Origin of the sequence: Myroides sp. N17-2 (genome assembly GCF_002286775.1) — a bacterium.
GTDB lineage: Bacteria > Bacteroidota > Bacteroidia > Flavobacteriales > Flavobacteriaceae > Flavobacterium.
This window is the reverse complement of record NZ_NSGJ01000042.1, coordinates 13986-27606: the sequence shown is the minus strand read 5'-3', so window position 1 is coordinate 27606 and position 13621 is coordinate 13986. Positions and strand designations below refer to the sequence as shown.

Annotated in this window: 6 protein-coding genes and 1 pseudogene; 2 read left to right on the top strand and 5 right to left on the bottom strand. The window is 31.8% G+C overall.

Features of this window, described 5'->3' with window-relative positions; genetic code table 11:
- Window positions 1-72: 72 nt before the first annotated feature.
- The 3 genes from CF599_RS15455 to CF599_RS15445 all read right to left on the bottom strand — a co-directional run bounded on the left by CF599_RS15455 (window position 73) and on the right by CF599_RS15445 (window position 6114).
- On the bottom strand, window positions 73-1287 hold the full coding sequence (locus CF599_RS15455; protein WP_074746845.1) for an efflux RND transporter periplasmic adaptor subunit: 1215 nt from the start codon (window positions 1285-1287) through the stop codon (window positions 73-75).
- 10 nt (window positions 1288-1297) lie between these two features.
- A complete protein-coding gene (locus tag CF599_RS15450; protein WP_074746843.1) occupies window positions 1298-5647 on the bottom strand; it encodes a CusA/CzcA family heavy metal efflux RND transporter in 4350 nt (1449 codons plus the stop codon).
- Window positions 5648-5775: 128 nt separating this feature from the next.
- Window positions 5776-6114, bottom strand: coding sequence for a DUF6660 family protein (locus CF599_RS15445; RefSeq protein WP_121966889.1), 339 nt, complete (start codon window positions 6112-6114; stop codon window positions 5776-5778).
- 300 nt (window positions 6115-6414) lie between these two features.
- Here CF599_RS15445 and CF599_RS15440 point away from each other — a divergent pair, with 300 nt between their 5' ends.
- Window positions 6415-8361, top strand: a complete 1947-nt coding sequence (locus tag CF599_RS15440) for a heavy metal translocating P-type ATPase (RefSeq protein ID WP_121966888.1) — start codon at window positions 6415-6417, stop codon at window positions 8359-8361.
- Window positions 8362-8381: 20 nt separating this feature from the next.
- Here CF599_RS15440 and CF599_RS15435 read toward each other — a convergent pair.
- Together CF599_RS15435 and CF599_RS15430 are read right to left on the bottom strand one after the other, a co-directional pair.
- Window positions 8382-8618, bottom strand: a pseudogene (locus tag CF599_RS15435) (RteC domain-containing protein); the annotation flags it as partial.
- Window positions 8619-8661: 43 nt separating this feature from the next.
- Window positions 8662-9126, bottom strand: coding sequence for a helix-turn-helix domain-containing protein (locus CF599_RS15430; RefSeq protein WP_121966887.1), 465 nt, complete (start codon window positions 9124-9126; stop codon window positions 8662-8664).
- 1429 nt (window positions 9127-10555) lie between these two features.
- On the opposite strand from CF599_RS15430, the gene CF599_RS15420 reads away from it, so the two are divergent.
- Window positions 10556-13618 (top strand): SusC/RagA family TonB-linked outer membrane protein, encoded by a 3063-nt coding sequence (locus CF599_RS15420; protein ID WP_121966886.1) that lies wholly within the window; start codon window positions 10556-10558, stop codon window positions 13616-13618.
- Window positions 13619-13621 lie beyond the last annotated feature (3 nt).

The following is a 13621-nucleotide window of genomic DNA, read 5'->3' as shown; positions in this document are numbered from 1 at the left end:
TTGAGGGTAATATTGATAAGGAATTTTAAAAACAACCAGGTTTAAACACCTGGTTGTTTTTTAAGATTAGTTTTAGTGTCCATGTTCAGGTGCACCGCCATCTGTTTTGGCTAAATGGCTTTGTATATAGTATGCTCCAGAAAAAACGATTTGGCTATCTTCAGGTAGGTCTTGTAAAAGTGTAATTTGGGTATACCCTAATTCAGACACTCCTGATTTGACTTCGATTCTTTCGAAATGATAACTTTTTACTCCTTTTTCTTCTTCAATATCTTCTAAAATAAAGATAAATTCACGTCCATCGGCTTTAATAATGGCTTCGTTAGGAAGGGCTTCTACTGTTTTTTCACCAATGTGCACTAAAGCATTAACGTATAATCCTGGAATTAATGTTTCTTCTGTTTTATCTATGTTTGCGTGAACAAGTACTGTTTTGGTTCCTGGTTCAAATGACTTACTGATACTAAAAATAGTAGCTGTAACTTCTGATTTGTTGATATTAGTAAATGAGAATGATACTTTTTGCCCTACTTTAATAGAAGGAAGATCTTTTTCATATACCATCAAATCTAAGTGTAGTTTAGAATTATCCACGATAGAAAATAAAGACTGTCCAGCGATAACACTTGATCCGATTTTAATTGGAATCGCTGAAATATTACCACTTATAGGTGATACTATTCTAATTGATTTAGAACCAGCGCCAGCATTTATTAGACTTAGCCTATTGCTTAACGATTGGAATCGAGCACGTTCTATACTTAAGTCTGATTTCGTTTTTTGATAAGTCTTTGCAGAATTGACATTCTGTTCTCTTAATGTTTCTTGACGTTTATATTCCAGTTCTAAGTAATCTAAGGTGTTTTTAGATATGGTGTACTCTTCTCTCAGTTGTATGTATTCAGGACTGTCAATAGTAGCAATTGTTTGTCCTTTTTTTACATAATCTCCCAGATTAACAGAAATATTAGTCACTGTTCCACTTAGAAAAGAGGATACATCCGCTTGACTCTGTGCAGGTAATTCTGTATTACCATTTACGCGTACTACATTACTTAAGTTTTTTTGAAGTAATTGGCCTAATTGAATTTTTGAAGCAGTGTATTGAGCTTGTGTTAACTCTACTTCTTTATTTGCAGATTCGCCTTCTTTCTTAGCTTGATCGCTAGATTCTTTAGAAGGAGTAGATTGTTCTGTTTTCTCTTCGGAATTACCTCCTTCAGCATTTTTACAACTAAATAGTAAAATGCTCGTAGCTAGGGATAAAAATATGATTGACTTTTTCATTTCTTTTATATTATTGGTTTACTAAATAATGAAGTGTGTTATGACTTAAGTTATACTGTAGAATAGCATCCAAATAGTTCATTTGTATCGTCAATGCAGTTTCTACTGATTGAATGTATTCTACATAAGATATATCTCCATTATTGTATGATTTCTGTGCATGATCTTTGATCAATGCAGCATTTTTTAAAGCATTTTCTTGGTAATAATCGATTACTTTTTCCTGAGCTTTAATAATGTCAAACTGCTGTTGAACATTTTCTTCTAATTGCTTAAAAAAGTATTCTTTCTGCACAGTTGCTTGCTGCGTTTCATATTTCATTGCTTTAATTTTAGCAGATTGACTTCCAAAGAAGATAGGAATAGAAATGCCTATGGTATAACTTGGTATGCGTAAATCTTTACCATAAGTAGTTGGTATACCATCTTTTCCCGTTATTGTACCAGAGCTAGATTTAATATTATACCCAATAGAAAAATCAGGTAATAACATAGCTTTCTGTAAATTTCTATTAGCCTCAATTGTTTCTATCTCTTTTTCTGCTAATTGTATGGTATTGTTTAAGGTTAAATCAAAATTGCTGTCCACATCATGTTTATCATAGACTATTTTAGGATTAATGGGAACAAAGTCTTCTTCCAGATTCAGAAGTGCTTTTAGTTTAGAGGTTTCATTGTTAATTACAGTTTTATTCTGTGTAATTAATACTCTTAACTCTTGCTCTTTAGCAGAAGCGACATTACTTTCCATTAAGGTACTTTCTCCAGTGTCATAACGCAATTTTGCAGACTTAGAGAAGTCTTTTAATAAATTAGCTTGCTCTGTTAATAAGACTTCTTTAGATAATGCATATACTAAGTTCTCCCAAGCCTGTTTAACGGCATAATCAGTAATAATAACTGTTCTATCTTGTTGTAAAACCGCAGTTTCATATCCTTTATTTAATACCTTTTTTTTCTTGCCATAGGTAAAGGGAGAAAAAGATTGGGATACAGCTATACTAATATCCGTATTGTCTTTAGAATCTAAATATCCAAAACCAGTTGTTACATCTGTTTTGGCAAGATCAAAATAGGTGGAAGTCATCTGTTTCTGAGCTTTAGTATTTAACTCCGCTGCTTTAATTCCTTTATTGTTTTCTACGCTAAGTCTTAGCGCATCTTCTAATGTTAGTTTTCTAACTTCTTGTGCTTGTACTCCAACTCCAACTAACAACAGTAGAGTAGAAGCTACAATAGCTTTATTTCTTTTTCCTAAACCTAATCCTCTTTCTTCATAGTAGTAGATGATAGGGAGTACAATTAAAGTCAGTATTGTAGCAGATATTAATCCGCCAATTACTACCGTAGCTAATGGTTTTTGAACTTCAGCACCAGCACTTGTACTTAGTGCCATTGGCAAGAAACCTAAAGAGGCAACCATAGCGGTTAGTAAGACAGGACGCAGACGTATCTTAGTCCCTTCTATAATTCTTTCATATAAATTCATACCTTCTTTTTTTAGTTGATTAAATTGGCCAATAAGTACAATACCATTTAGTACAGCCACTCCAAAGAGTGCTATGAATCCTACTCCTGCAGAAATACTAAAAGGCATATCTCTTAACCATAACGCTGAAACTCCACCTATTGCGGATAAAGGAATAGCAGTAAAGATCATTAATGATTGTTTTGTTGATTTAAACGTAAAGTATAATAGTACAAATATCAAAGCTAATGCTACAGGTACCGCTACCATTAATCTATTAGTAGCATCTACTAAGTTTTCAAATTGCCCTCCATAGGTAATAAAATAACCATCAGGCATATTGAGTTTTTTGTCTAATAGTGCTTGTATGTCCGTTACTACACTTTTTACATCTCGCTCACGAACATTAAAACCAAGAACAATACGTCTTTTACCATCTTCTCTACTGATTTGTTGAGGCCCATCTTCGTAATCAATATTTGCAATTTGTCCTAAAGGTATTTGCACACCATTAGGTAAAGGGATAAACACATTTTTTATGTCTTCTATATCTTGTCTATCTCCTTGATTTAATCGAATGACTAAGTCAAATCTTTTTTCTCCTTCATAGACAGAACCAGCTTTCTCTCCTGCGAATCCTGCTCTTACTACCTGGCTGATGTCTGATACTTTTAAGCCATATAAAGCAAGTTTATCTTGGTCATATTTTATAGAAATTTGAGGTAGTCCAGTTACTCTTTCAAGTTTGGTACTTGCTACTCCAGGTACTGTTGTGATCAGCCCATTAATTTCATCTCCAATACTTGCTAAACGATCTAAGTCTTCTCCAAATACCTTAATAGCAACATCACTTCTAACTCCTGTCATTAATTCATTAAAACGCATTTGTATAGGTTGAGAGAATTCAGTTCCAATACCTGGTATTTCTTCTAAAGCCTCTTCCATTTTAGCAATTAATTCTTCTTTGGTTTTAGCAGAAGTCCATTCTTTCTTTTCTTTCAAGATAATAATCATATCTGCCGCCTCCATTGGCATGGGGTCGGTAGGAATCTCTGCACTACCAATTTTTGAAATAATCATTTTTACCTCAGGGAAGCGTTCTTTTAATATTTGTTCTGCTCTTGTTGTTGTTTCTATTTGTTGAGATAATGAACTACCAGAAGAGATAATCAAATTTGTCGCTAAGTCACCTTCATCTAAAGTTGGAATAAATTCTCCACCCATACGGCCAAAGACAAAAATGGCAAAAGCAAATAATCCAAAAGCAATCAGCAATACAATTCTTTTCATTCTAAAAGCACCTTCTAAAAGGGGTTTATACCAACTGTATAATTTATCAATGATTTTATCACTAAAGTTAGGTTTCTCTTTCCCTGCTTTTTTAGATAAGAAAAGAGCAGACGCCATAGGTACATAAGTAAGGGATAGAATAAAAGCTCCTAAAATCGCAAATGACACGGTCATAGCCATAGGGCCAAACATTTTACCTTCAATACCTGTTAAGGCAAGAATAGGCAAGTACACAATTAAGATAATAATCTCCCCAAAGGATGCACTTGTTCTTATTTTTGAAGAAGCTGAAAACACTTCATTATTCATTTGTTCTTGGGTTAAAACTCTATTTTTTCCAGCATGGAGTCGGTGTACAATAGCTTCAACGATAATAACAGCTCCGTCGACGATCAATCCAAAATCTATAGCCCCTAAACTCATAAGATTACCACTTACTCCAAAGATCTTCATCATAGAGATTGCAAATAACAGAGCCAATGGAATAACAGAAGCAACAATCAGTCCTGCTCTCCAGTTCCCTAAAAGTAGAACTAAAACAAAAATAACAATTAAGGCCCCTTCGATTAGGTTCGTTTGAATGGTACTAACCGTTTTGTCAATTAGTTTTGTTCTATCAATAAAAGGTTTGACAGTAACGCCTTCAGGAAGGGTTTTTTCTATCTGAGCCATTCTTTGTTTAACAGCTTTAACTACTTCTTGTGTATTAGAGTTTTTTAGCATCATTACCATTCCGCTAACATCTTCTCCTTGTCCATCTTTTGTCACAGCACCATAACGAATACTGCTTCCTATGCGTACATCAGCAACATCTCTAATAAGTACGGGAATTCCATTATTTGTTTTAACGACAATACGCTGGATATCTTCAATATTTTTAACCATACCTACACTACGAATAAAGTAAGCATAAGGTTTTTTATCAATATAAGCTCCACCTGTATTTTCGTTATTAGCTTCTAAAGCATTAAATATTTCAAGTATAGAAGTATCCATACTTTTAAGAAGATCTGGTTTTACAGCTATTTCATATTGTTTTAGTTGTCCTCCTAAAGTATTTACTTCAGCTACTCCTTTTACTCCTATAAGTTGTGGTTTGATGATCCAATCTTGTATGGTACGAAGCTCCATGCTATTGTACTTTTCTTCATATCCTTCTTTTGGATAGACTACATATTGGTATATTTCACCTAATCCCGTACTAACAGGTGCTAAATCAGGTGTTCCTACTCCATCAGGAATATTCTCTTGAGCGGTTTTTAACCTTTCAGAAATTTGAGCTCGTGCCCAGTATATATCGGTGTCTTCTGTGAATACTACCGTAATCACACTTAATCCAAATCTACTGATAGAACGTAGTTCCTTTATATTAGGAATTGGTTTTACAGCTAGCTCTATGGGATAGGTAATAAATTGTTCTACTTCTTGAGTAGCTAAAGTAGGTGAAGTAGTGATAATTTGAACCTGATTATTAGTGATATCAGGTTGTGTATCCATAGGTAAATTCATTACAGAATAGGTCCCAAGAATGATTAATCCAAGAACAAATAATCCAACAATAAACTTGTTACGGATACTAAAATTTATGATTTTATCTAACATTTATGTCATTATTTAAATTAAAGTAACTCTTTTTTGTATTTATAATCTATTGTATTAGATATATCGTTTACTCATACAGTGCAGATACTACTGACTTACTGTTTGTAACCATTTATAAATACTTTAATTTAGGACATGATCTTTGGTGGTTGCCAAATAGTTAAATCAATTTTCTCAATTTTTTTATCAAAATATAAAGGAGTTTTATTAAAAGAAAATAAAACTGTTGTAGTAATAGGGAGAGTAAATATTGTTGTACTATAAATTATCGTACAACAAATACATGTACACAAAGGAGAGCACATATCTATTGTAGCAATAGATTGATCAGAGGCGTTACCTTCTTGTGTTATAAGTTTTTCTACTTGGGTAGTATTCAAAAAATATCTATCAGCACAAGGATACTGTGTAAATGCTACAATAAGTGTAAGCATCAAAATAGATAATATTTTTTGTAAAACTTTCATAGTGTAAAAGTACGTATTTTGACATAAATAATTTAATTAATATTTATTTTTTATGTTATTTGCAACACTGTTGCAAAGTTATATTAAAAAATAATTTGATTTATATAGATAAAAAAGCAAATTATTTAAATAGTTTTGTTTTTAATCATAAATAAAATGATATTTTGAAATAAAATTAACTTTATCGATGTTTTTTGATTTTTTTTATTAAAATGCAATACCATTGCAAAGAATTAATTGATTTTTTTAGATAAAAGGTAACTTTATATCTTTGTTTAATAACTTCAAAAAACATTAATTATGAGTGCCAAAAAAAATGTAAAACAAAAGAGTAAAGATCACAATCACTCAAGTAATGATGGGCATGATCACAACCATGAAGGTAATAATATGATAAAGCTTGTAATTTTTAGTTTAGTGATGTTCTTCAGTGGAATTACAATGGGGAATATTTTAAAATTAGAGTGGTTTGTCAATAATCAATTACTTCAATTCGTTTGGTATGCAATAGCTTATTTACCTGTTGGTTTTCCAGTCTTAAAACAAGCTGTCGTATTATTAATACAAAAACGTGAATTCTTTAATGAGTTTACTTTAATGGGAGTAGCTACTTTAGGAGCCTTTTTTATTAATGAATATGCAGAAGGAGTAGCTGTTATGATATTCTATACGATAGGGGAAATATTTCAAGAAAATGCTGTTAATAGAGCTAAGAGTAACATTAAGGCGCTACTTGATATTCGTCCAAATGAAGCCACTGTATTTCGCAATAATCAATATATAGTTGTAAATCCAGAAGAGGTAGTTATTGGAGAAATAGTACAAGTAAAGGTTGGGGAGAAAATTCCTTTAGATGGAGAATTAATCACTAATAAAGGAAGCTTTAATACTGCTGCATTAACTGGGGAGAGTAAACCTTCTACTTACGAAAAAGGAGAAACAGTATTAACTGGTATGATTAATTTACAAAATGTAATTGAGGTTAAAACAACTAAACTATACCAAGATAGTTCTCTGGCTAAAATTTTGGAAATGGTTCAAGAAGCAAGTACTCGCAAAGCTCCAACAGAACTATATATTAGAAAATTTGCTAAGATATATACACCTATTGTATTCTTTTTAGCTATTGCTTTAACTGTTATTCCTTATTTCATTTTAGGTAGTGAATATATTTTTACTCAATGGTTAGAACGTGCTTTAGTATTTTTAGTTATTTCTTGTCCATGTGCTTTAGTTATTTCTGTTCCATTAGGTTATTTTGGTGGTATTGGTGCAGCTTCAAGAAATGGTATTCTTTTCAAGGGGTCTAATTTCTTAGAGTTAATGGCTAAATTAGATATTGTAGTAATGGATAAGACAGGTACTTTGACTGAGGGGGTATTTAAGGTACAGAAAGTCGAAACTAACATAGAACAAAGTGTTTTTGTACAAATTGTTTCTGCTATAGAAAAACAATCTACTCATCCTATAGCTAAAGCTATTGTCGATGCTTATCCAACAGAAAAAATAGCTGAAGAAGTACATGAAATTTCAGGTAAAGGATTGATGGGTAAAGTGGATGGTCAAACTATTTTAGTTGGAAATACAGCTTTATTAAAACAATTCAACATTATTTATCCACAAGAGATTGATTCTATAGTAGAAAGTATTGTCGTGGTAGCAATAGAAAATAATTATGCAGGATATATAACTATAGCAGATCAAATTAAAGCAGATGCCAAACAAGCAATTGTCAGTATGAAAGCAATAGGTGTTGAGCAAACTGTAATGCTTAGTGGGGATAAGGATAGCATTACCCAGAAAGTAGCAAAAGAAACAAATATTGATTTTGCTATGGGAGGATTACTTCCTGAAGGAAAAGTAGAACAAGTAGAGAAACTTAAAAGAGAGAATCCTAATAAATCGTTAGCCTTTGTAGGAGATGGTATTAATGATGCTCCTGTGTTAGCATTAAGTGATGTAGGGATAGCAATGGGTGGATTAGGTAGTGATGCTGCTATTGAAACTGCTGATGTTGTTATTCAAACTGATCAACCCTCTAAAATTGCGACTGCAATGCTCATTGGGAAAAAGACACGCCAGATTGTAATTCAAAATATAGCCTTGGCACTAATTGTTAAAGTAATTGTCTTGATCTTAGGAGCAGGAGGTATTGCAACAATGTGGGAAGCTGTATTTGCAGATGTTGGAGTGGCCTTAGTAGCTATATTAAATGCTGTTCGTATTCAAAAAATGGAATTCAAATAATAAATAAAGAAGGTTGGTATTTACCAACCTTCTTTATTCATATATTCCTCTAACACTTCCTTTAGTTTATCTAAATAACACGTTTTGGATTTAGCTCTTGTTTTCATCCGATGAAAGGCATGATGTATATCCAAAAGCTTTATACCAAAAACTTGTTGAAACAACACCGCTATTTTGCGTATTTCTCCTTTACCATTATTAATTGACCCTGATAGATAAAGTGCGTAAATAAGTTCTATAAGTGCATTTTGAGACTCTTGTTATTACTAATACTTTATTGTTAGTAATAAATACTAACAATTAAACTTTATAGTAGTTCTTATTCTCTTCTTTCTTAGCAGTTAAAGAACCATCCTTTTTCAAATTGATTAATACGTTAGATATAACACTACTCTTTACAGAATTGTCTATTAACTTCATCTCAAGTAATTTTTCCCTTATGTCATTTGTAGATCGATACTCTGAAAAAAAGTTGTTTTTTATTAAACTTCTGATATTCTTGGTTAAATAGATTGATTTCTTTTTTATAACAACTGAATTAGTCATCTTTACCATACTTAAATCTATATCCATTAGTTCTTTTAAAGGGTATTTAACAGCTATAGCATATTTTATATAAAAATCAATGTCTTCAGCAGTACCACTTTCAACTCTATATACACTTCCTTTTGAAACACCTGTAATACTTACAATATTCTCAACAGTAAAATCTAACTCTTCCCTTTTCTTCTTTAGCTTTAAGCCAATTGTCAATTTATAAGGCATACTTAATTATATTTTTAGCAACACAAAAAGTTCGCATGTTGAAATTTTTATGTTTGATTTTTTTTACTATATTTGTCTCTATAATAATAGACTGATTAAGCTTTATGCTTAACAAACGATGTTATCTCGTGCCGTAAAGTCCTAAATTTGCATACGAGAGAGCCGTGCAGTCGCTCCATGCAAAAAAGTTTCATACTTTTGTCTTTGCATGTGAGCGGTACTCACGTATGCTTTCGAATGCATTGAGTTAAACTCAAAAGGGCTTAGGACCCCTTCGGCTTGAAAGTATGCGACCGCTCCTTGCTTTTTTACAAGGTTTGATCTATCATACTTAAACATCGTTCATATAATTTATGTGAGCGATTTTTTTGTTTTTATACTAAAAGCAATTATCTCTCTCTCATTAATAGTAGTAGAACAGGGATTACCCTATTTTACACTACGATTACCTTTACATAGTAGATAACTTTTAAGTTACTTAGGTTTTTTCTTTTTTGATTCGCACTCTAAAAGTAAATCCTTTCTTACAGTTCTCCAAAAGTAAAGGTCATAAGATGTGATAGTCTGGTATATATACTGGACTATCCAAGGAACTAAAGCAAAAGAATTAATTATTCTTTGCTTAAAAATACAACAGACCTTTTATGTATGCTGTCTCCCAAACAAGCTCTAAAAGGTTCAAAAAACAAGGTTATATTGTTTACATTCTATCATAGAAGATTAACAATACCTCTTCCTTAATGGACTTATCGAATGTTCTATTCGAGATTTTTTCAATTATTACATTTTATTACAAACAACAAAAATTAGTAACTAAACTCACATTTAGCTTATGATTAAACTTTAGTTTAACTAAATCTTATCGATGTAGATTAATTTGACATTAAAGCTTTAATGTTAGATGGCTACCCTATTACTTATTTAGTTAGAATAAACACACATTTTACGCAATGTCTAAGATAGTTTTTTAGATGCGTACAGGACTCCTATTGCCTATTAATTTAAAACATATTCTTATTAATGTATTCATTTTTAAGTCAATAGAGCAAATTAATTAGTTAGTAAGTAAAAAGCTATGAAGAGAATTTATTCACTGTTCTATTTATTAATCACACATTAAAACTATTACACTATGGAGAAAAACGCTCACTACTTAGTTTATTCTAAGTTGGTTAATGTAGAATTAAACTATTAGTGAGCACTTAAACACACAACACAAAATATGGCTTAAAGGGATTTTAAGACATATAAAAGTCCATGACTATCTCCTTGCTCTATATCGCATTTTGGGAGACATGCTTTAGAGTAAAGGAGATGGTTTTAAAATTCAATTAATTAACCCCTTGATATAACAGACTTATCTAAGTACTACGGCAATAATAATCTTAATGATTTAAAGCTCTCTTATATCACTTCAATTATAAATATTATGAAAACTCAAATTTTAACCAATTATGGTTACAGGATAACTATGCTATTAAGTTTCTTAATCTGTTATCCAAACTATGCCGTATCAAATAATCATTACTTGTTTTTTACAATGCCAAATGCCTTACCTGATAATAAGCAAAAGATTAAATTAACTGGAATTGTAAAAGACAGTCAAGGTGTTCTTGGTGGTGTACACATATCTACCAGTGACAATAAAGTTGTAGCAACTGATTTAAACGGAAAATATACTATTGAGATAAGCGCAGGTGATAAAATTACTTTTTCAATGATAGGGTATAAACAGCAGACTATTACTTATTCAGATTATCACGGTTCTGTCTTAAATATTACTCTTTTAGAAGATAGCAGTACACTAGATGAAATTGTGGTTAACGCAGGATATTACAGCGTTAAAGACCGTGAGCGTACAGGAAGTATTGCCCGTGTAACTGCAAAAGATATTGAATTTCAACCTGTGGTTAATCCATTGCAGGCTATACAAGGAAGAGTTGCAGGGGTTGACATAACCCAAAGTAGTGGTGTTGCAGGAGGCGGAATGAATATAGAAATACGAGGGCGTAACTTTTTAGATAGTTCTAATTCTGGTAGAAACAACCCAATGTATATTATTGATGGAGTACCTTTTTTATCTAATGCAATGGGTAGAACAAACGGAAGTTTAGGAGTACAAATGTTTGAAAATGGAATTTCACCTTTAAATACAATACCACCATCGGATATAGAAAGTATCGAAATTTTAAAGGATGCTGATGCAACAGCTATATATGGTTCCCGTGGAGCTAATGGTGTTGTACTTATCACTACTAAAAAAGGAAAATCAGATAAAACACAATTTACTTTTTTCTCTTCCATTGCTTTTAGCAAAGTAGCAAAATTCATGGATATGATGAATACTCAGCAATATATTCAAATGCGTGAAGAAGCTTTTAAAAATAGTGGTATTACAACATATCCAGTTAATGCTTATGATATTAATGGGACATGGGATAGAAATAGATATACCGATTGGCAAAAAGAATTCATTGGAGATACTACAATTGACCAAAACATCGCTTTAGGTATTCAAGGAGGAAATGAGTATACAAGCTATAATATGAATCTTTCTCGCAATGAAAGCACTACAGTGTTTCCAACTGATAATGGATATAAGAGAAATGCTCTATTATTAAATTTCAATCACAGAAGTAAAGACAATAAATTAATAATCAATACCTCTACCTCTTATGCTACACAATCAAATAATCTTCCAATTATTGACCTTACTCGCCAATCCCTAAAATTAGCACCTAACGCACCAGCGTTATATGCTGAGGATGGTAATCTTAATTGGGAAAATGGCACTTTTAATAATCCTTTAGCTCAACTGAATCAAACTTATGAAAACAAAACACAATCACTTGTTTTAAATACAAATCTCTCATATAACATTTTACCTAATTTGTTTCTTAAAACAAACGCAGGTATTACTAATACAGATTTTGAAGAGTGGAAAATTACACCTCATACTATTTATAATCCAGCTGAAGGATACACAAGTGAAATGTCCAATACCAGTAAGGCAAATACTTCTTTTAAATCTTACATCGTTGAACCTCAATTGCAATATACTAAAGAAATAAACAAACATACTTTTGATGTACTTATTGGTTCAACTTATCAAAGTAATACAGCTGATGGAAGTTATATTAGAGGAGTTGGTTTTTCGTCAAATGCTTTGATTAAAAACATTGGAGCTGCTAAAGAAAAATACATTGGTAGTACATCGAATTCAGAATATAAATACATTGCTCTGTTTACAAGGCTAAATTACAAGTATGACAATAAGTACATTGTCAATCTTACAGCAAGACGAGACGGTTCAAGTAGGTTTGCTAAAGAAAACAAGTTTGGAAACTTTGGTGCAATTGGTTTGGCATGGATATTCTCAGAAGAATCATTTTTAGAGAATGTTTCATGGCTTTCTTTTGGGAAATTTAGGACAAGTTATGGTGTAACAGGTAGTGATAATATAGGTGACTATGCTTATATAGACACTTATACAATTACTTCAAGTAGATACAATAATGAAACAGGTTTATCACCTACTTCTTTATATAATCCGGGTTATAAATGGGAGAAAACAACCAAGTTTGAAGCTGCTTTAGAGTTGAGTTTTTTAAATAATAGATTCAATACCTCTGTCGCTTTTTATAATAATCGTTCAACAGATCAGTTAATTGGACTTAGTTTACCAAGTACCACTGGATTTCATTCAATTGTCACCAATTCTCCTGCTGTGGTGGATAATAGAGGGTGGGAATTTACCCTAAATACAAATATCATTGCTACACAAGATTGGAGGTGGTCTACTAACTTTAATATCTCACTTCCAAAAAATAAACTAATCTCGTATCCTGGATTAGATGAAGGAACACAAAGTAGCTATTACGTTATAGGGGAGCCTTTAAATATAGTTAAACTCTATCAATACAATGGTTTAAATCCACAAACAGGATTGTATGAATTTACAGATTTTAATAAGGATGGTAAAATAGATATTAATGACAAAACTCTTGTCAAAAGCTTAAATCCAGTATTCTATGGAGGATTACAAAACACAATTACATACAAAGATTTTACGCTAGATTTTCTATTCTATTTTAAAAAGCAAGATAATTACAACTTAAATAAAAATCATGTTGTACCAGGTGGAGCTATAAATAATTTACCTGTAGATTTTGTTAATAGATGGAATCCAAACAATACACAAGCAACATATATTGGAGCTTCTTTTAATAATGCAACAGCTCGTAATAATGCTCTTCCATTTGTAGATAGTGATGCTACAATTAGTGATGCTTCTTACATCCGATTAAAGAATATATCAATTGCTTATACACTAACGTTACCAAAAGCGAAAAACACGTCCTTAAAAGTATATATGCAAGGACAAAACCTTTGGACAATTACTTCATATAAAGGCATGGATCCGGAATTTACAAGTTATGGATATTTACCTCCACTTCGTACTTACTCTTTTGGAATGCAATTAACTTTTTAACTC